18 protein-coding genes are annotated in these 18,697 nt (G+C 50.6%); 5 read left to right on the top strand and 13 right to left on the bottom strand.

Going from position 1 to position 18,697, the window contains the following annotated elements; translation table 11 throughout:
* The first annotated feature begins 37 nt into the window (after positions 1 to 37).
* Both ptsI and crr read left to right on the top strand, forming a co-directional pair.
* The gene (gene ptsI / locus HV334_RS07235; protein WP_016153925.1) at positions 38 to 1,765 is read left to right on the top strand and encodes a phosphoenolpyruvate-protein phosphotransferase PtsI; all 1,728 of its coding nucleotides are present in this window, start codon (positions 38 to 40) and stop codon (positions 1,763 to 1,765) included.
* A 40-nt stretch (positions 1,766 to 1,805) separates the two neighbouring features.
* Entirely contained in the window at positions 1,806 to 2,315 is a 510-nt protein-coding gene (gene crr, locus HV334_RS07230) for a PTS glucose transporter subunit IIA (protein ID WP_068987126.1), read from the top strand.
* Positions 2,316 to 2,391: 76 nt separating this feature from the next.
* Here the strand turns inward: crr and HV334_RS07225 are convergent, their stop codons facing one another.
* Positions 2,392 to 2,631, bottom strand: coding sequence for a hypothetical protein (locus tag HV334_RS07225; protein WP_016153926.1), 240 nt, complete (start codon positions 2,629 to 2,631; stop codon positions 2,392 to 2,394).
* A complete protein-coding gene (pdxK, locus tag HV334_RS07220; protein WP_047499829.1) occupies positions 2,628 to 3,494 on the bottom strand; it encodes a pyridoxine/pyridoxal/pyridoxamine kinase in 867 nt (288 codons plus the stop codon). Before pdxK ends, HV334_RS07225 begins: the two co-directional genes overlap by 4 nt.
* Positions 3,495 to 3,576: 82 nt before the next feature.
* On the opposite strand from pdxK, the gene ptsJ reads away from it, so the two are divergent.
* Both ptsJ and HV334_RS07210 read left to right on the top strand, forming a co-directional pair.
* Positions 3,577 to 4,869, top strand: coding sequence for a transcriptional regulator PtsJ (ptsJ, locus tag HV334_RS07215; RefSeq protein ID WP_103766600.1), 1,293 nt, complete (start codon positions 3,577 to 3,579; stop codon positions 4,867 to 4,869).
* A 13-nt stretch (positions 4,870 to 4,882) separates the two neighbouring features.
* On the top strand, positions 4,883 to 5,599 hold the full coding sequence (locus HV334_RS07210) for a GMP synthase (protein WP_016157091.1): 717 nt from the start codon (positions 4,883 to 4,885) through the stop codon (positions 5,597 to 5,599).
* 91 nt (positions 5,600 to 5,690) lie between these two features.
* Here the strand turns inward: HV334_RS07210 and cysM are convergent, their stop codons facing one another.
* The 7 genes from cysM to HV334_RS07175 all read right to left on the bottom strand — a co-directional run bounded on the left by cysM (position 5,691) and on the right by HV334_RS07175 (position 12,312).
* Positions 5,691 to 6,602: a cysteine synthase CysM gene (gene cysM / locus HV334_RS07205; protein ID WP_016153930.1), complete on the bottom strand. Its 912-nt coding sequence runs from the start codon at positions 6,600 to 6,602 to the stop codon at positions 5,691 to 5,693.
* Between the two features lie 118 nt (positions 6,603 to 6,720).
* Positions 6,721 to 7,818: a sulfate/thiosulfate ABC transporter ATP-binding protein CysA gene (cysA, locus tag HV334_RS07200; RefSeq protein ID WP_016153931.1), complete on the bottom strand. Its 1,098-nt coding sequence runs from the start codon at positions 7,816 to 7,818 to the stop codon at positions 6,721 to 6,723.
* Positions 7,808 to 8,683: a sulfate/thiosulfate ABC transporter permease CysW gene (gene cysW / locus HV334_RS07195; RefSeq protein WP_016153932.1), complete on the bottom strand. Its 876-nt coding sequence runs from the start codon at positions 8,681 to 8,683 to the stop codon at positions 7,808 to 7,810. The genes cysA and cysW overlap by 11 nt, the downstream gene beginning before the upstream one ends.
* On the bottom strand, positions 8,683 to 9,516 hold the full coding sequence (cysT, locus tag HV334_RS07190) for a sulfate/thiosulfate ABC transporter permease CysT (protein WP_003038061.1): 834 nt from the start codon (positions 9,514 to 9,516) through the stop codon (positions 8,683 to 8,685). Before cysT ends, cysW begins: the two co-directional genes overlap by 1 nt.
* Positions 9,517 to 10,533, bottom strand: a complete 1,017-nt coding sequence (locus tag HV334_RS07185) for a sulfate ABC transporter substrate-binding protein (RefSeq protein WP_047499838.1) — start codon at positions 10,531 to 10,533, stop codon at positions 9,517 to 9,519.
* A 156-nt stretch (positions 10,534 to 10,689) separates the two neighbouring features.
* Complete coding sequence (gene ucpA, locus HV334_RS07180) at positions 10,690 to 11,481, bottom strand: SDR family oxidoreductase UcpA (RefSeq protein WP_181221353.1); 792 nt, start codon at positions 11,479 to 11,481, stop codon at positions 10,690 to 10,692.
* A gap of 174 nt (positions 11,482 to 11,655) precedes the next feature.
* Entirely contained in the window at positions 11,656 to 12,312 is a 657-nt protein-coding gene (locus tag HV334_RS07175; RefSeq protein ID WP_047499839.1) for an FCD domain-containing protein, read from the bottom strand.
* Between the two features lie 144 nt (positions 12,313 to 12,456).
* Between HV334_RS07175 and HV334_RS07170 the strand changes: the two genes are divergently transcribed.
* Complete coding sequence (locus HV334_RS07170) at positions 12,457 to 13,773, top strand: anaerobic C4-dicarboxylate transporter family protein (RefSeq protein WP_016153936.1); 1,317 nt, start codon at positions 12,457 to 12,459, stop codon at positions 13,771 to 13,773.
* Between the two features lie 121 nt (positions 13,774 to 13,894).
* Here the strand turns inward: HV334_RS07170 and HV334_RS07165 are convergent, their stop codons facing one another.
* From HV334_RS07165 to HV334_RS07150, 4 genes are all read right to left on the bottom strand, one after another.
* Entirely contained in the window at positions 13,895 to 15,211 is a 1,317-nt protein-coding gene (locus HV334_RS07165; RefSeq protein WP_016153937.1) for an anaerobic C4-dicarboxylate transporter family protein, read from the bottom strand.
* 62 nt (positions 15,212 to 15,273) lie between these two features.
* Positions 15,274 to 16,650, bottom strand: a complete 1,377-nt coding sequence (gene argH / locus HV334_RS07160) for an argininosuccinate lyase (RefSeq protein WP_181221352.1) — start codon at positions 16,648 to 16,650, stop codon at positions 15,274 to 15,276.
* 456 nt (positions 16,651 to 17,106) lie between these two features.
* On the bottom strand, positions 17,107 to 18,006 hold the full coding sequence (gene yfeX, locus HV334_RS07155; RefSeq protein ID WP_181221351.1) for a porphyrinogen peroxidase: 900 nt from the start codon (positions 18,004 to 18,006) through the stop codon (positions 17,107 to 17,109).
* A 94-nt stretch (positions 18,007 to 18,100) separates the two neighbouring features.
* Positions 18,101 to 18,676 carry an RpoE-regulated lipoprotein gene (locus HV334_RS07150; protein WP_016153940.1) on the bottom strand — a complete coding sequence of 192 codons (576 nt, stop codon included), beginning with the start codon at positions 18,674 to 18,676 and terminating at the stop codon, positions 18,101 to 18,103.
* Positions 18,677 to 18,697 lie beyond the last annotated feature (21 nt).

Genomic DNA, 18,697 nt, shown 5'->3' with positions numbered 1-18,697 from the left:
AGTTCTTTTAAATATCAGTCACAAGTAAGGTAGGGTTATGATTTCAGGCATTTTAGCATCCCCGGGTATCGCTTTCGGTAAAGCATTGCTGCTGAAAGAAGACGAGATCGTCATTGACCGGAAAAAAATTTCTGCCGACAAGGTTGATCAGGAAGTTGAACGTTTTCTGAGCGGTCGTGCCAAGGCATCTGCGCAACTGGAAGCGATCAAAACCAAAGCTGGTGAAACGTTCGGTGAAGAAAAAGAAGCCATCTTTGAAGGGCATATCATGCTGCTCGAAGATGAGGAGCTGGAGCAGGAAATCATAGCCCTGATTAAAGATAAGCACATGACGGCTGATGCAGCTGCGCATGAAGTTATCGAAGGTCAGGCCACAGCCCTTGAAGAGCTGGATGATGAATACCTGAAAGAACGTGCGGCTGACGTACGTGACATCGGTAAACGCCTGCTGCGTAACATCCTGGGTCTGGCTATTATCGACCTGAGCGCTATTCAGGAAGAAGTTATCCTGGTAGCCGCAGACCTGACCCCGTCAGAAACCGCACAGCTGAACCTGAACAAGGTGCTGGGTTTCATCACTGACGCGGGCGGACGGACTTCCCATACTTCTATCATGGCGCGTTCTCTGGAACTGCCAGCCATCGTAGGTACGGGTAGCGTCACCTCTCAGGTTAAAAACGACGACTATCTGATTCTGGATGCCGTAAACAACCAGGTTTACGTCAATCCGACCAATGAAGTTATTGAGCAACTGCGCGCCGTTCAGGAGCAGGTTGCTACCGAAAAAGCGGAACTCGCTAAGCTGAAAGATCTCCCGGCTATCACGCTGGACGGACATCAGGTAGAAGTTTGCGCCAACATCGGTACCGTTCGTGACGTTGAAGGCGCTGAGCGTAATGGCGCCGAAGGTGTTGGTCTGTACCGCACCGAATTCCTGTTCATGGACCGTGAATCGCTGCCGACTGAAGAAGAACAGTTTGCCGCGTATAAAGCCGTTGCTGAAGCCTGTGGCTCTCAGGCGGTCATCGTCCGTACCATGGACATCGGCGGCGATAAAGAGCTGCCGTACATGAACTTCCCAAAAGAAGAGAACCCGTTCCTGGGCTGGCGTGCCGTACGTATCGCCATGGATCGTAAAGAGATCCTGCGGGATCAGGTTCGCGCAATCCTGCGCGCCTCTGCTTTCGGCAAACTGCGCATCATGTTCCCAATGATCATCTCTGTTGAAGAAGTGCGCGCACTACGCAAAGAGATCGAAATCTACAAACAGGAACTGCGCGACGAAGGAAAAGCATTTGACGAAAGCATTGAGATTGGCGTGATGGTGGAAACACCGGCAGCGGCAACAATTGCGCGTCATTTAGCCAAAGAAGTTGATTTCTTTAGTATCGGCACCAATGATTTAACGCAGTACACCCTGGCAGTTGACCGTGGTAATGATATGATTTCACACCTTTACCAACCGATGTCGCCATCTGTGCTGACGCTGATCAAGCAAGTTATTGATGCTTCTCATGCGGAAGGCAAATGGACTGGCATGTGTGGTGAGCTTGCAGGCGACGAACGTGCTACACTTCTGTTGCTGGGGATGGGTCTGGACGAATTCTCTATGAGCGCCATTTCTATCCCGCGCATTAAGAAGATTATCCGTAACACGAACTTCGAAGATGCGAAGGTGTTAGCAGAGCAGGCTCTTGCTCAACCGACAACGGACGAGTTAATGACGCTGGTTAACAAGTTCATTGAAGAAAAAACAATCTGCTAATCCACGAGATGCGGCCCAATTTACTGCTTAGGAGAAGATCATGGGTTTGTTCGATAAACTGAAATCTCTGGTTTCTGATGATAAGAAAGACACCGGAACTATTGAGATTGTTGCTCCGCTCTCTGGCGAGATCGTCAACATCGAAGACGTGCCGGATGTAGTTTTTGCTGAAAAAATCGTTGGTGATGGCATCGCTATCAAACCAACCGGTAACAAAATGGTCGCCCCTGTTGATGGCACCATCGGCAAAATCTTTGAAACCAACCACGCTTTCTCTATCGAATCCGACAGCGGCATTGAGCTGTTTGTTCACTTCGGTATTGATACCGTTGAACTGAAAGGCGAAGGCTTTAAGCGCATCGCTGAAGAAGGTCAGCGCGTCAAAGTGGGCGACCCGGTTATTGAATTCGATCTGCCGCTGCTGGAAGAAAAAGCCAAGTCTACCCTGACTCCGGTTGTTATCTCCAACATGGACGAAATCAAAGAGCTGCTCAAACTGTCCGGTAGCGTGACAGTGGGTGAAACTCCGGTTATCCGCATCAAGAAGTAATTCTTGCTGCAGAGAAGAATGGCGCCTGATGGCGCCATTTTTTTATCTGGCAGACCTCAAAATCTGCCGGATAACGCTAAATTTGTGAGGTGACTGGTCGGTAACACGCCTCGCGCATCAGGATTTTCATCCCTTCCGGCCCGCTTTCCAGCATCCGTCGCTCCGAATCCGCCACTAACAGTTCACAATTGTAGCCACCCGCGATGCCAAACATGGCCCGCGCCACACAGATATCTTCCAGCGCCGTTGCCCCGCTGGTGTCAAAATGTCCAACCATACGCCCATTCTGGCGAACCACCAGCCGGTAACTCTTCATCGCGCCTCCCCTGCCGGTGGCAGAATTAACTCATCACAACCGCACAGATTGGTCCATTTCATCACTTCCAGTACGCGCTGTGCTGCATCGTGCGTCGCGGTTGTCAGCGCTTTACCCAGCACAATACCGCTCACCAGCTCAGCACAAAACAGATCGCCAGTTCCCTTCAGATCCGTTTTAACCCGTGGATGAGCGAACACCTCAACCGTTTCAGCCGTCACTACCGCCACGTTAATAATATCTTCGCTATCCCCCGGCGCGCTGGTGATCACCACCCATTTCAGCGTTTCGGTAAGCAGCGATTGCGCCGCCGTGATGGCTTCATCAAGCGTACGACACGGCTTTCCGCTCAGCATTTGCAGTTCAAACACGTTCGGCGTCAGTCCCTGAGCCAGCGGCAGCAGGTGCTGACGGTAGGCCTGCGGAATTTCAGCTTTTACATACATACCGCTGTCCGTATCGCCAATCACCGGGTCAACCAAAATGCACACTGTCGGATGCGTAGCCCGCACCGTTTTCAGCCACTGTGCTAACAGAGCGATTTGCTCTGCACTGCCCATATAGCCTGTAGTCACCGCCTTCAGCTCGCGTAAAGCATCACGCTCATTCAAGGCGCGGAGATACCCGCTAAACCAGTCGGCCGGAATAACGCCGCCGTAAAATGTTTCATAATGCGGGGTATTACTGAACAGCACCGTTGGCACTGCCGTCACGCGTAATCCCTGCGCTTTAATGGCTGGAACGGCGATGCTGTTGCCTACGCTGCCATAAACCACCTGTGACTGGACGGCGACGATATCGGTCTGTAACGCCCGATGCTTGTCGCCGAAGAGCACTGACTGAATATCACTCCCCTGCTCCATAAATTTCTCCTCTCGCTGGACAGCGGGCTTACGCCTCACTATTATCGGCATATGCTAAAATTCATTTTGTCATAGGTCAATAATGATCGACGGAAAAACCGCTAACGAAATTTTTGACAGTATTCGTCAACATGTCGCTACAGGCACGTTGGCAGCAGGAGAAACGTTGCCGCCGGTGCGTGAACTGGCAACAGCATTGAACGTTAACCGTAATACTGTCGCGGCGGCTTATAAACGCCTGGTCACCTCCGGGCTGGCACAAAGCCAGGGACGTAACGGCACGGTAATCAAGGGGATTTCAGCCCCCGTTGCGCTGGAAGGCGGCAATCCGGATACCGCGCTTATCGATCTTTCCGGCGGTAATCCAGCCCCCGCGCGTCTTCCCGACCTCAGCCGTTATTTCGCGCAAATAAATAAGAATCCTCGTTTGTACGGTGATGCCGCTGTATCACCCGGCCTTAAGGCGTGGGCCGCGCAATGGATGCAAGATGCGATGCCAGCCACGGGAGAAATTGATATCACCAGCGGCGCCATTGATGCCATTGAGCGGTTGCTGTGCGCCCATTTACTGCCTGGCGACAGCGTTGTGGTAGAAGATCCATGCTTTTTGAGCAGCATCAACATGCTGCGTTATGCCGGATTCTCCGCCAGTCCGGTCAACGTTGACAGCGAAGGCATGCAGCCAGACATGCTGGAAATCGCGCTACAGAAAGGCGCGCGGGCGGTGATTCTGACGCCGCGCGCCCATAATCCGACAGGATGCAGTCTGAGCGCATCCCGCGCGGCGCAATTGCAGGAAATCCTGACCCGCTATCCGCAGACGCTGGTGATCGTCGACGACCACTTTGCGCTGCTGTCCGCATGCCGTTGGTATCCGGTGATTGCGAAGGAAACCACGCGCTGGGCGATTGTTCGCTCAATGTCGAAAACTTTAGGCCCGGATTTACGCCTGGCCATCGTCGCCAGCGATCCACTCACTTCCGCGAAACTGCGTTTACGGCTCAACGCCGGCAGTCAGTGGGTCAGCCATCTGCTGCAGGATCTGGCCTGCGCCTGCCTGAGTGACGAGACTTATCAACACACGCTGGCGCAAACTCAGCAGTTTTACGCCGCCCAGCAGCAAAAGCTGACAGCGGCTCTGCGGCTTCATGGCATTACGCTGCCCGACTGCGACGGTCTTAATCTGTGGCTGCCGCTAGAAGATAACAGCCAGGCGATCGCTTTTGCGCTGGCAAAGTCCGGCTGGCTGGTACGTGAAGGCGAAGTGTTTGGCGTCAATACGCCTGCGCATGGCTTGCGCATTACGCTGTCAACATTAGCAGACAGCGACATTGATAAGCTGGCGACTGATATCCATCAGGCGCTAAAGCGCTAACAGGAGAGAAAAAGTGCGAGTTCATTTTGTTATTCATGAGTCTTTCGAATCTGCTGGCGCGTACCTGCCGTGGGCCGAATCACGCGGCTATACCATCAGTTGGTCGCGCGTTTACGCCGGAGAAACTGTTCCCGCTAATGCCGATGGCTTCGATATGCTGGTGGTATTTGGTGGGCCGCAGTCACCCCGCACCACGCTCGCAGAGTGCCCATACTTTGACTCTCAGGCAGAGCAACATCTGATAAACCAGGCGATTGCGGCACGAAAAATCGTGGTGGGGATCTGTTTGGGGTCGCAGTTAATCGGCGAAGCACTGGGCGCGAAGGTGTGCCAAAGCCCGGAAAAAGAGATTGGTCACTATCCGATCGCCCTGACCGAGGCAGGCCAACAGCATCCGTTGTTCAGCCATTTCGGCTCACCGCTCAACGTGGGTCACTGGCACAATGACATGCCGGGATTGACCGACCAGGCGACAATTCTTGCCACAAGCGAGGGATGTCCGCGACAAATCGTACAATACGGTAATTTCGTCTATGGTTTTCAGTGCCATATGGAGTTTACCGCCGAAGCGGTCGAAGGATTAATTCAGCACTCTGAGCAAGAACTGGCCGAAGCGAAAGGGAAACGCTTTATTCGCGCTGTTGAAGAGATGCGCACCTGGGATTACCAGCAGATGAATGAGACGCTGTGGCAATTCCTTGATAAGTTGGTAGAAAAACGTAACGATTGAACAGTGCGGGCCGGAGAAGACGCTTTGCGTCGTCATCCGGCGAGCGTGCCGTACGGTTGCCTGCTAGCGCTACGCTTATCAGGCCGACAAATTAAATACCTAGTCCCTGGCTGAAATGCTCTTCGCCAAAGACCCCGGTGGAAAGGTAGCGATCGCCGCGATCGCAGATGATCGCCACCACCACCGCCCCCGGTGTCGCGCGCGCCACGCGTAACGCGCCCGCAACCGCGCCGCCAGAACTCACTCCGCAAAAAATCCCTTCGCGAACGGCCAGTTCACGCATGGTGTTTTCCGCATCGTTCTGATGAATATCCAGCACCTCATCCACCAGCGAGGCGTTGAAAATGCCCGGCATATATTCCGCTGGCCAGCGACGAATGCCCGGAATACTACTGCCTTCTTCCGGCTGCAGGCCAACGATGGTGACGGGTTTGTCCTGTTCACGCAGAAAACGCGATACGCCGGTAATGGTGCCTGTCGTCCCCATGCTGGAGACGAAATGGGTAATACGGCCTGACGTCTGCTGCCAGATTTCGGGTCCGGTAGTCGTGTAGTGCGCATACGGGTTATCAGGATTATTAAACTGATCGAGAAGTTTACCTTCTCCGCGCTGCGCCATCTCAAGGGCTAAATCACGCGCCCCTTCCATCCCCTGCTCTTTGGTCACCAGAACCAGTTCAGCCCCGTAAGCACGCATCGCCGCACGTCGCTCCTGGCTCATGTTGTCTGGCATCAGGAGCTTCATGCGGTAGCCTTTCAGCGCGGCAATCATCGCCAGCGCAATACCCGTATTACCGCTGGTGGCCTCAATCAGCACGTCGCCTGGCTGAATTTCCCCGCGCTTTTCCGCTTCAACGATCATCGACAACGCCGCGCGGTCTTTCACTGAACCTGCGGGATTATTGCCTTCCAGCTTGACCCAAATTTCACTGCCGTTATCCGCCGTCAGACGTTGTAATTTCACCAGAGGCGTATTGCCAATTGTTTGTTCTAATGTATTCACGTTTTCAGCTCAATAAAATGCCGGGTGGCGCTGCGCTTACCCGGCTTACAGGTCATGCACCACCCGTTAAGCCCGGTAAGCGCAGCGCCACCGGATGATAACTATACGAATTAACCTATCAGGCACTTTGCGCCAGGGCAAGTTCCTCTTCACGCGTTTCAATACGCTGGTCGCCATTATACAAACGCGCATTTTGCAGCCCAACAAACAGACGTTCGCCGCGGTTCGGGGAATCATCGCCCTGCATAATCACCGTCAGCGGTTCGTTATACCACCCCAAGGGTTGCACAACTAATTGGGTGTAGTGTCCTTTCGGGCTGGCTTCCAGCACCTGTACCGGCAACGGCGAATCCAGACTGGTACGACGGCTGACGTCCACTTCCCACGGACGCAAGAACAGATCCACCGGACCCTGATAGCCAGGCGTATAGCCCAACGGCCAGCGATGTGCGCCCACGTGGAATTGTCCACCGCGAATCGTCCCTTGCAGGCGGTTAACTTCACCCATAAATTCCAGGACAAAACGGGTAGCCGGTTCGCGCCATACCTGATCGGGCGCATCGGCCTGCTCGATATGACCCTGGCTCATCACCACCACGCGGTCTGCGACTTCCGTCGCTTCTTCCTGATCGTGGGTAACAAACACGCTGGTGAACTTCAGCTCTTCATGCAACTGACGCAGCCAGCGACGCAGTTCTTTACGCACCTGAGCATCGAGCGCGCCAAACGGCTCGTCGAGCAACAAGATCTGCGGCTCTACCGCCAGCGCACGCGCCAACGCCACACGCTGCTTTTGCCCACCGGAGAGCTGTGCCGGGAAACGGTCCGCCAGATGAGCCAGTTGAACCATCTCCAGCAGTTTGGTCACTTTTGCTTTGATCGTCGCCGCATTAGGGCGCTCACGCCGTGGCAGAACAGTCAGACCAAAAGCGATATTGTCGAAAACGGTCATATGACGAAACAGCGCATAGTGCTGAAACACGAACCCCACCTTACGGTCGCGGGCGTGCAAACGACTGACATCAGTGCCGTGGAAACGGATATGCCCGCTGGACTGATGCTCCAGCCCGGCGATGATGCGCAGCAGCGTGGTTTTGCCCGATCCGGAAGGCCCCAACAGAGCGACCATCTGACCTGAAGGAATATCCAGCGAGATATCGTTCAGCACCTGGGTGCGACCAAAAGACTTCTTAATATTGGCAATCTCAATGCTCATGATTTTCCTCCTGCTGCGCGCGTTTCTCCTGGTTTTCCAGGCGCCATTGCAACATGCTCTTCAAAAACAGGGTAATAATCGCCATCAGCGTTAATAGCGCCGCGGCGGTAAAGGAGCCGACTGTGTTGTAGTCCTGCTCCAGTAATTCAATCTGTAACGGCAAAGACAAGGTTTCACCGCGAATCGAGCCAGAAACCACCGATACCGCACCGAACTCGCCAATCGCACGGGCGTTGGTCAGCACCACGCCGTACAGCAATGCCCAACGGATATTCGGCAGCGTAACGCGACGGAACATTTGCCAGCCGGATGCGCCAAGCAGAACCGCCGCCTCATCTTCATGGCTGCCCTGGCTTAACATCACCGGCACCAGTTCGCGCACCACAAACGGACAGGTCACGAACACCGTCACCAGCACCATTCCCGGCCAGGCAAACATAATTTGCAGGTTGTGTTCATCCAGCCATCCGCCAAGCGGGCCGTTAGAGCCGTAAAACAGCAGATAGACCAGGCCAGCGACCACTGGTGAAACGGCAAATGGAATATCCAGTAACGTGAGCAACAACTGGCGTCCAGGGAAGTTAAAGCGGGTCACCAGCCAGGCCAGTAACACGCCAAACACCAGGTTCACCGGCACCGCAATCAGCGCAATCAGCACCGTCAGCCAGATGGCGTGCAGCATGTCCGGATCAGCCAGGTTGTGTAATACCGGCATCAACCCCTTGCTGAACGCCTGCACGAAGATGTAAACCATCGGCACCAGCAAAATAAAGGCGGATACCAGCATGCCCGTGCCAATCAGAAACCATTTCCCCCAGTTGATGCGGGGTGCGCCATAACGTTTCAATTGGGTAATGTCTGCCATCAGTGACCTACCACGCGTCGACCAAAGCGACTTTGCAGGGTGTTAATTGAAAACAGCAGCAGCAACGAAGCCCCGAGGATCACAGATGCAATCGCGCTGGCGGCCGGGTAGTCAAACTCCTGCAAACGAACAAAAATCATCAGCGAGGTCACTTCCGTTTTCCATGCGATGTTTCCGGCGATAAAGATAACCGCGCCAAACTCACCGAGGCTGCGGGTAAACGAGAGCGCAACGCCCGCGACTAGCGCGGGAGACAGCTCCGGCAGTACCACTTTACGAAAGCTCTGCCAGCGCGTAGCGCCGAGCGTTTCCGCCGCTTCTTCATACTCCGGACCTAACTCTTCCAGCACCGGCTGCACGGTACGCACCACGAATGGAATGCTGGTAAAAGCCATCGCCACCGCAATGCCAAGCCAGGTGTAGGTCACTTTAATATCCAGCTTCGCCAGCCACTCGCCGTAGAAACCGTTGACCGAAAAAAGCGATGCCAGCGTCAGACCTGCTACCGCCGTAGGCAGCGCAAACGGCAGATCCATCAGCGCATCCAGCAGCGTACGGCCCGGAAAGCGATAGCGGGTTAAGATCCACGCCATCAGCAAACCAAACACGCCGTTAAAAATCGACGCCACAAACGCCGACAGCAGCGTCACTTTATAAGCCGCCACCACCTGCGGGTTGGTAATCACATCCCAGTATTGCGCCCAGCTCATTTGCGCCAATTGCATCACCAGCGCGCTAAGCGGCAGCAGCAAAATCAGGCAGACAAACAGTAAGCTGGTGCCCAAACTTAAGGTAAAGCCGGGCAGCACGCGTCGGGAAGAAACAGCAAACATTTACTTACGCCCCGCCGCCAACAGTTTGTCCAACTCACCGCCGCTGACAAAGTGCGTTTTCATTACCTCAGGCCACGAGCCAAACCTGTCTTCCACGCGGAAAAGTTCGGTCTGCGGGAATTTATCCTGCAGTTTGTCCATCACCTGCGGGTTATTCACGCGGTAGTAGAAATCGGTAATGATGGTTTGCGCCTGCGGGCTGTACAGCCAGTTCAGGTAAGCTTTTGCCGCTTTTTCAGTACCGTTAGCCTGCACATTTTTATCTACCCAGGCCACCGGGAACTCCGCCAGAATGTTGACCTTCGGCACCACCACTTCGAAGCCCTGGTCTTCATACTGTTTACGGATGTTGTTCACTTCTGATTCAAAGGTGATCAGCACATCGCCCAGGCCGCGTTCCACGAATGTGGTGGTTGCCCCGCGACCGCCGGTATCAAACACTTCCACGTTTTTCAGAAACTGGGTCATGAACTGTTCAGTTTTGGCTTTATCCCCACCATCCGCTTTATCTGCCGCACCCCACGCAGCCAGATAGGTATAACGCGCGTTACCGGAGGTTTTCGGATTCGGGAAAATCAGTTTCACGTCCGGGCGAACCAGGTCGTTCCATTCGTGGATATTCTTCGGGTTACCCTTACGCACCAAAAACGCCATGGTGGAATAGAATGGCGAACTGTTATTCGGCAGACGACTTTGCCAGTCGGCTGGGATCAGCTTGCCTTTGTCATGCAGGATCTGCACATCGGTCACCTGGTTATAGGTCACCACATCGGCTTTCAGCCCCTGCAGAATCGCCAGCGCCTGTTTTGATGACCCGGCATGAGATTGTTTAATCGTCAGTTTGTCACCGCCGTTATCCTTCGCCCATTGCTGTTCAAACGGCGGGTTAAGGGCGGCAAACAGCTCGCGAGAGACATCGTATGAACTGTTCAGCAGGTCCGTTGCCTGCGCCTGACCCACCAGCAACAGCATTGCTGCCAGCGTCAGGGTTCTTTTTTTCAGTAAGTTAACGGCCATTGCGCACCCTTATAAATTTAATGACTTTCTTATGGTCATCATATTTATAACCAGTGCTAAAGGAGTAACGGTTTTATATACCGTTTGATGATTTGAAAGTTGAAAAGAGAATAAGGGTACCTCCTCCCCAGCGCACGGGGAGGAGACCGGCATCAATCAGACGCCGACGCTAACGCTTTCAGGCAGGGTGCTGCCGCCATCAATCACGTTTTGCGTGCCAGTTAAGTAGCTGGACTCATCCGACGCCAGGAATGCCGCCAGTTCACCAACCTCAAGTGGGCAGGCCAAGCGGCGCATCGGGATCGCTTTTGCCATTTCGACTAATACGGATTCAGGATCCTCCGGATTAGACTGACGAGCGATATTTTCCGCCATCGGCGTACGAACGTAGCCCGGGCAAATAGCATTAACGCGAATGCCGGACTGCGCGTATTCCACCGCCAGAGATTTGGTCAAACCGATGATTGCGGCTTTCGACAGCGCGTAGGCCGTTTCGCCCGGATCGGCAACCATATAGCCGGTCACAGAGGACATCATTACGATGCGCCCGTCTTTGCGCGCAATCATCTCCGGCAGAACGGCTTTCGTCACGTTCCAGACGCCTTTAATGTTGATATCAATGTGGAAATCGCGATCTTCATCGCTCATATCAAGGAAGTTGCCGAGGCGACATACGCCCGCATTGTTGACCAGAATATCGATTTTGCCTTCAATCTTCTTCGCGCGTTTTACCGCTTCCGTGACCGACGCAAAATCTCTGACGTCAGCGTGTACGGCGGTGCAACGGTGCCCGCGCCCAGCCAACTCATCCGCCAGTTTTTCAATCTCATCGGAGATATCCAGCAGGATTAGGTTCGCGCCATGGCGGGCAAATGTTCTGGCGATCCCTTCGCCAATACCCTGAGATGCGCCCGTAATCAATGCTGTTTTGCCCGTGAGTTTTCCCATTTCAATATTCTCCTTTTGAATATGAAGCATTCGCTTCATTCACGCAGAAGATACAGCAATAACAAATAAGTGCTGAGGAATAGCTCACTAAATCAGGTTAATCTCAGGTAAAAAAAATCCCCGGCGTTGCGGGGACTCAACGGTAAACATGCTCTGACCAGATTAACAGAAGACTTACAGCCGTTTTTCCAGCAAGTGTGCTCTCATCAACTCCGATGCCATCTGCGCATCCCCTTTTTTAATATGAAGCAGTATTTCCCTCTGTTTTGCCGCCGTATCAAGAAAATACTGACGATCGTTCGCAGGTAACGACTCCCTTGTTTTCTCAAAATAAGTAATGAGGACATCAGAGAAAACCTGCAGCACCCGGTTGCCACTCGCCTGTAGCAAGAGCAAATGAAAATCTCTATCGTGACGATCGGCCACCTGGGGGTTATCCGCATTCTCTTCAATAAGCCTTAGCTCATTTTCAAGTTTGGAGAGCATCGCCGGGAAAATTCTACGCGTTGCCAGAGGGATAATCGCGCATTCAATCAGGATCCTCGCCTCTGTAAATTCTGTGATATCAAACCCAGACAAATCAAACTGCATTAACAACTGGTGATTTATGTTGTGCTGTTCCAAATTCTTCAAGACGCTGCCACGACGAGGAGATCGTTCCAACATTCCCATCTGTACCAGTGTGCTAAGCGCCTGACGAACTTTATATCTTGATGTATTAAAACGAACGGCAAGCTCAGTTTCAGTTTCAATGCGACCATCAGCTTTGCGGTTAGCATCATCAAGCAGATAATTTTTAATACTTTCAAACAGTTCGTTTTTGTTATCCATAAACACTCTCGGATTAAAGTGCTGCAAAACTGATGAGTATAAATAATCTAATAAGTTAGATTGCTTAATATACTGTTATGGTAAGATTATAGCCCCTATTATTCAAATTATACCAAGCCATTTGTTAATAAAAAGGAATTAATTATGGTGTTATTCGTAACTCAGTTTGCGATAGTACTTATATGTATCGGTATAGGTGGGCGTTTTGGTGGGATTGGCCTGGGGGCTGCTGGCGGGTTAGGACTCGCTATCCTGACTTTTGGTTTTGGACTCCCTCCCGACTCACCTCCTTTCACTGTTATTTCTATTATCCTTGCGGTTATCACTTGCATCACAATCCTCCAGGCGGCTGGCGGGCTTGATTTATTCGTTACGATGGCAGAACGGATCCTCAGAAAGTGGCCGGGCGCGATCACTTTCCTCGGCCCCGCAGTCGCTTATCTTTTTACTGCTATCTGCGGAACAGGATATGTTGCCTTTTCGGTTTATCCAGTCATTGCTGAAATTGCAGCAGATGCCAGAGTACGGCCAGAGAGAGCCATGTCGATGTCAGTAATCGCTGCCAATTTTGGGCTTATTGCCAGCCCGGTCAGTGCGGTCGTAACAGGGACAATTGCTGTCCTTGCTGGATTACATGTCTCTGCTTTAGATATCTTGTTAGTCACCGTTCCCGGAACGTTCCTTGGCTGCGTTGTCGGCTGCCTGTTCGTCTTCAAAAGAGGTCATGAGCTTAAAAATGATCCGGAATTCCAACGCAGGGTTGCTGAAGGTGAGTTTGAATCAGTAAAAGCTGAAGAGCGAACAGCCAATATAGTGACAAAAGAGGCGAAGAGAGGATTGCTGATTTTCCTTACCGGTATCATTCTGGTCGTACTTATGGGTTCAATTCCTGAATTACGTCCTGAGTGGAATAACGGTACCGGAATGGAGCGTATGAGTATCCCTACCACGCTGCAAATAGTTATGCTGACAACAGCATGTATTATTATGATGGTATGTCGAATTTCTCCGTCAAAACTCGATTCAGGTTCTGTCTTTAAAGCAGGTCTTGTAGGTGTTGTCGCCATATTTGGTCTGTCATGGATGATGAACTCCTTTTTTGAGGCATGGCACGAATTATTTAACACGGCTTTCCACGGTTTTCAGAATCCAGTCTTGTTCGGCATTATTGTTTTTGGTCTTTCAGCCGTAATTTATAGCCCCGCAGCGACTGCTGTCGCGCTACTCCCCGCTGGCGTGTTAATGGGATATCCGGCAGAAACCCTGGTCGCCCTGCTCCCGCTGACTTGTGGATCATTCATTATTCCAGGGGGGGCACAGATTGGCTGTGTGGCGTTTGATCGTACCGGGACAACTCGAATTGGCAAGTATGTGGTTAATCACAGCTACATGCTACCTGGTCTTGTCACCGTTGTAGCATCAACTCTTTTTTGCTTCCTTTTTTCCAAAATGCTGATGTAGTGAGAGAGCAATTTAATTGTGGTAAACCATTTCTTCATGGCATCCCCCCTGAATGAATTCAGAGAGGATGCCTGTTACTCACTTCTGAATAGCGCCACTGCAATTTTCCATAGAATTTACTTTACAGAACAACCTGAGCAATGAGATAAGCAAAAATTACCTGAGAGATAACCATCACAAAGCCCGGACGAATATAGCTATGGTTGACAACAAAGCGTCCAATCTTTGTGGTACCTGTTCGATCAAATGCAACACAGCCGATTTGATTTGCTCCAGGTATAATGAAGTCACCACAGGTACAAGCAAAAATAGCGATAAGAAACGGGGCTGGAATACCTAAGGTAACACCGAGTGGCATGATGGCAGCTACCGTCGCCGCCGGGCTCATAATGACCAGCGAGAACAAGAATACAACCACACCAAATAGCATTGGTGCATCATTGACAATGCCACCAAAAACTTTAATCAGTTCTGGCTGATAAGCATCAAAAAACGTTGCCGTCATCCATGAAACACCGAGTATTGCTACCACTCCCATCAAACCTGCACGGAAGACTGAGCCGCTATTCAAGGTACTACTTGGTACTTTACTGACAATCATAATAAACAACGCGGCTGTCAACATGACCATCTGAATAACCATTGGGGTTGACAGTCTTTTTCCATCCCAGGAAGGGAGTAACTCAGTAAAAGAACCTAAAATAAGTACCAGTACCACACCAATCGCAAAGATAACGACACCTTTTTTAGCGCCAGCTGAAGCAACAAATTCTTTTTTCTGCTCAGTATGCATGAACTCATATTCGCCAGCAGCAACTCTCCTCTGAAATTCCGGATCATCCTCCAGCTCTTTTCCGCGTTTATAAACTGAAAAGCTGGTAACAATAGCTGCCATAAAGAATGATGGGAGAGCAATCGTCAGTATTTGCCCAAGGCTAATCCCGGCATATTCATGCAGAATAGCCAGCATCCCCGCGGTTGCCGCACTCATCGGACTGGCAGCAACCGCGACACTTGCCGCAATAACCGTTGCGGACAACGCTCGCTCCGGACGGACCTTTGCTTCAGCAGCAACTTCAGCGACAACCGGATACAAAGAGAAAGCAACGTAAGTAGTCCCACAGAATAGCGTAAATATGGAAGTTAATATGGGGGCAACAAAAGTAATTGCCTGTGGTTTTTTACGGAGTAATTTTTCAGCCACGCGCACAAGATAATCAAGCCCACCAGCGGCCTGTAATACGCTGACAGCGCCAATCACACAAATAATAATTAGCATTGCAGTAATAGATGGTGCGGAGGGTTTAAGTCCAAAACCCAGAACTAATATTGCAACACCAAGTCCTCCACCAGCACCCAGCCCCATTCCGCCATAACGTCCGCCTATACCAATACAGGCGAGTACAATAAATAATTGTATAAAAAATAAAGCATCCATTTTTCACCTCAAAGCGTCTCCCGGATATTGCATCCGGGAGATATTAATTACTATGCTCGGGATTAGTTTAAATATGATTTAGCAATTTCGATCTGTTTTTTAACAGCATCAGTCCCTGTGCCACCATAAGACATTCTTGATTTAATACATGCTTCGAGAGATATACTCTCATAAATATCATTTTCGATTTTATCATCAAATGTGTGGAATTCATTCAGAGTAAGCTCTTCCAACATTTTTCTATGTTTTATACAGTAATTAACAGCGCTGCCAACAATATGGTGAGCTTCTCTAAAAGGAATGCCTTTACGAACCAGGTAGTCAGCCATATCGGTTGCGTTTGAAAATCCTCTTGCCGCTGCGCTGCGAGTATTATCTGAAAGAATAACCATTTTTTCGAGCATCGGCGCCATAATTTTCAGACTGGTCTGTAAGGTATCCATAGAGTCATAGACCTGCTCTTTATCCTCACTCATATCAGTATTATAGGCCAGAGGGATACCTTTCATAATGGTCAACATCGCCATTAGATTTCCGTACATACGCCCCCCTTTACCGCGCATTTTTTCAGCCACGTCGGGGTTTTTCTTCTGTGGCATGATGCTGGAACCGGTACAGAAATCATCTGAAAGCTCAATAAATTTAAAATCCTGACTTGAGAATAAAACCAGTTCTTCTGACAAACGGGTAAGATGCATAAAGCACATAGCAGCGGCGGCAGTGAATTCAACCATATGGTCACGATCGCTGACAGAATCAATACTGTTTTCAGTCGGTTTGTCAAAGCCAAGCTCTTTAGCCGTGAAATCACGATCAATGGGGAAAGTAGTACCAGCAAGGGCTGCTGAACCTAAAGGGCATTCCCCCATGCGTTGATAAAGGTCTGCAAAACGAGTCCAGTCACGGCGTAACATCCAATAATATGCCATTATCCAGTGCGACAGAAGTATAGGCTGACCGGTCTGTAAATGAGTATAGCCAGGCATGATCGCATTAATGTTATTTTCAGCCTTGCTGATAATAACTTTTTGTAGATGAACGATATCCTGCTGAATTTCACGAATAGTCGATCTCATGTGCATTTTCGAATCGACAGTCGTCTGGTCATTACGACTGCGGCCGGTATGTAGCTTCCCGCCTACAGGACCAATTATTTCTGTCATACGTCTTTCTATCGCCATATGAATATCTTCATCAACGGTATCAAAAACGAATTGCCCGTCCTCAATCTCTTTATTAACTTGCCTTAACCCGCCAATAATCACATTCGCTTCATCCTGCGTGATAATCCCCTGACGGCCCAGCATAGTGGCGTGAGCAATACTCCCCTGAATATCAAAAGGGCAGAGACGTTGTTCCAGCATAATTGTCGCATTATAAGATTCGACCAGTTTATTTGTAGGCATATCAAAACGCCCACCCCATAATTTTGTAGACATAAAACCTCCAATGACCCTTTGTTGCAAAATGGTTAAATATAAATTCCGTTATTTTTCGGTCATTTTCAGATTACAAGACAGTCATTTTAATTGTCAACAAATGAAGGCATTAAATCAATTTATAGCGAAATTAATTACACTTATTATTTATTTTGTTTTCATAAATTGCATTAAAAAACCTGATCTTCCTCACATTTAAATTGTGATTTAATTCAGATATATTCAGAATTTTTAAAGTAATAAATTGGTATTAATAGTTTATTAATTCCAAATAATTCCATTTAATACCGTTGTCATAACCGAGAAACTGGCAGGTAAATAATAATGAACGTGGGAGGTGATTTTTCAGGATGAGCGTCAACGCGAGTGCATCATCAGCATGGCGGACGTTGGGTGATTCGGGGGAGAGCTATATTGTGCCAGATGGCGGCATCAGCGCCATCTGGCATCAAAAAATTACAGGGCCAGCAAACGATCCAGCGATGGCGCGAAATAATAGCCGCCGGTCACCGGTTTAGTGAAACGCAGCATCGCATCGCGCTTGCCGTCAGTGTCGCCAAACATGCTCAGCAGTTGCTGCTCGATGTTGTGCAAACGGGCGCAATAGGCACAGAAATAGAGGCCGTGCGTACCGCTGGCGGTACCGTATGGCAGGCTCTGGCGCACAATTTTCAGTCCTTTACCGTCTTCTTTGAGATCGACGCGGCTCAGGTGAGAAGTAACCGGACGGTCATCACCGTCGATCTCTTCGTTGGCTTCCTTGGTACGCCCAATCATCATTTCCTGGTCATGAATGCTCATGCGGTTAAGCTGCTTCAGGTTATGTTCCCAACGCTGCACAAACACATAGCTGCCGCCAGCATCCACGCCATCTTTAATAACCGCGACTTCACGGCGCGTTTCAACGCCTGCCGGGTTTTCCGTTCCGTCAACAAAGCCGCTGAGATCGCGCTCTTCAACCCAACGGAAACCGTGGATCTCTTCTTTGACTTCAATATAGTCGCCAAAGGCCTCCATTGCCGCCTGTGCAACGGAGAAATTCACGTCATGACGCAAAGAGAGAATATGAATCAGCACATCATACTGGGTGGCTGGCGCAAGACCTTTACCGTAAGGGATAAAGTCTTTTAACTCTTCTGCGCCAACGCCGCCGCTCAGTGTACGCCAGGTGTTGTTGCCAAAAGCAACAACCGCGCCCAGATGCGCATCCGGGAACTTCGCTTCAAAGGTCGCCAGCTTATCGGCGAAGGTTTTGCTGGCCCCACGCAGGGCCTCAACGTCGCCTTTAACATTGGCTTCAATCCAAATCGCCGCACGGCAATGTTCTGGCAAAATGCCACTCTGAACCTGAGACATTGTTCCTCCTGAAAAAAAAGATGCCACGACATCGTGGCATTGATGGGCGCTATTCTACCTGTTTTTTTAACAAGCCGATTTGTTCAGACGCAAATTAACGCCGCCAGATAATTTTGCTTACTTTCCATGCTTTCAACGTATCGTCAGACGGCATTAAGCCCTCAGGCCCGCTCCACTCACCGGAAAAGACGTAGCTAATATGTTGACTTCCTTCAGCTTTACATTCAACACCCGCGCTGTCATCGCCAGTCGCCTTCTGACAATTACCAAAGGCTTTAGTGTAAAGGTCGCTAAACGGTGTACCGATTTCGACACCCGCAGAAGAGGGAATATCGCTGTCGACTACATCAATACGGCTAATCGTTCCCTGATTGCCATTGATGACCATCGCCAGCTTGTCATCTTTCATCGCTTCATAAAAGCGCACCACATTACCGTTATCGGTCTTCATCCCGCTACGCAGGCGGTAATCACCGTCCAGCGCATCAGCAATGGTTTTTTCATCCAGCGGGGTTGCGCCAGTTAACGCTCCGACGCCCTGCTCAGTGACCTGCGTTGAAGAACCAAACCAGTTCCACGGATTGGCGGCAGACCAGTTCACCGATGACAACGTTGAACACCCGGTCAATAGCAGCGGCATCGCGCATAAAGTCAAACGCAGTGATTTCATTTCACTTCCTTCCTTATTTAT

Origin of the sequence: Citrobacter sp. RHBSTW-00944 (assembly GCF_013615435.1) — a bacterium.
Lineage (GTDB): Bacteria > Pseudomonadota > Gammaproteobacteria > Enterobacterales > Enterobacteriaceae > Citrobacter > Citrobacter braakii.
The sequence above is the reverse complement of the archived record's forward strand: the minus strand, read 5'-3'. Positions and strand labels throughout refer to the sequence as shown.

Excerpts from the sequence above, each read along its gene's own strand:
- pdxK (WP_047499829.1), bottom strand. The coding sequence starts at position 3,494 with ATGGAGCAGGGGAGTGATATTCAGTCAGTGCTCTTCGGCGACAAGCAT.
- HV334_RS07185 (WP_047499838.1), bottom strand. The coding sequence starts at position 10,533 with ATGGCCGTTAACTTACTGAAAAAAAGAACCCTGACGCTGGCAGCAATG.
- HV334_RS07150 (WP_016153940.1), bottom strand. The coding sequence starts at position 18,676 with ATGAAATCACTGCGTTTGACTTTATGCGCGATGCCGCTGCTATTGACC.
- cysW (WP_016153932.1), bottom strand. The coding sequence starts at position 8,683 with ATGGCAGACATTACCCAATTGAAACGTTATGGCGCACCCCGCATCAAC.
- HV334_RS07165 (WP_016153937.1), bottom strand. The coding sequence starts at position 15,211 with ATGGATGCTTTATTTTTTATACAATTATTTATTGTACTCGCCTGTATT.
- ptsI (WP_016153925.1), top strand. The coding sequence starts at position 38 with ATGATTTCAGGCATTTTAGCATCCCCGGGTATCGCTTTCGGTAAAGCA.
- HV334_RS07170 (WP_016153936.1), top strand. The coding sequence starts at position 12,457 with ATGGTGTTATTCGTAACTCAGTTTGCGATAGTACTTATATGTATCGGT.
- cysT (WP_003038061.1), bottom strand. The coding sequence starts at position 9,516 with ATGTTTGCTGTTTCTTCCCGACGCGTGCTGCCCGGCTTTACCTTAAGT.
- cysA (WP_016153931.1), bottom strand. The coding sequence starts at position 7,818 with ATGAGCATTGAGATTGCCAATATTAAGAAGTCTTTTGGTCGCACCCAG.
- crr (WP_068987126.1), top strand. The coding sequence starts at position 1,806 with ATGGGTTTGTTCGATAAACTGAAATCTCTGGTTTCTGATGATAAGAAA.
- yfeX (WP_181221351.1), bottom strand. The coding sequence starts at position 18,006 with ATGTCTCAGGTTCAGAGTGGCATTTTGCCAGAACATTGCCGTGCGGCG.
- argH (WP_181221352.1), bottom strand. The coding sequence starts at position 16,650 with ATGTCTACAAAATTATGGGGTGGGCGTTTTGATATGCCTACAAATAAA.
- ucpA (WP_181221353.1), bottom strand. The coding sequence starts at position 11,481 with ATGGGAAAACTCACGGGCAAAACAGCATTGATTACGGGCGCATCTCAG.
- HV334_RS07175 (WP_047499839.1), bottom strand. The coding sequence starts at position 12,312 with ATGGATAACAAAAACGAACTGTTTGAAAGTATTAAAAATTATCTGCTT.
- HV334_RS07225 (WP_016153926.1), bottom strand. The coding sequence starts at position 2,631 with ATGAAGAGTTACCGGCTGGTGGTTCGCCAGAATGGGCGTATGGTTGGA.
- ptsJ (WP_103766600.1), top strand. The coding sequence starts at position 3,577 with ATGATCGACGGAAAAACCGCTAACGAAATTTTTGACAGTATTCGTCAA.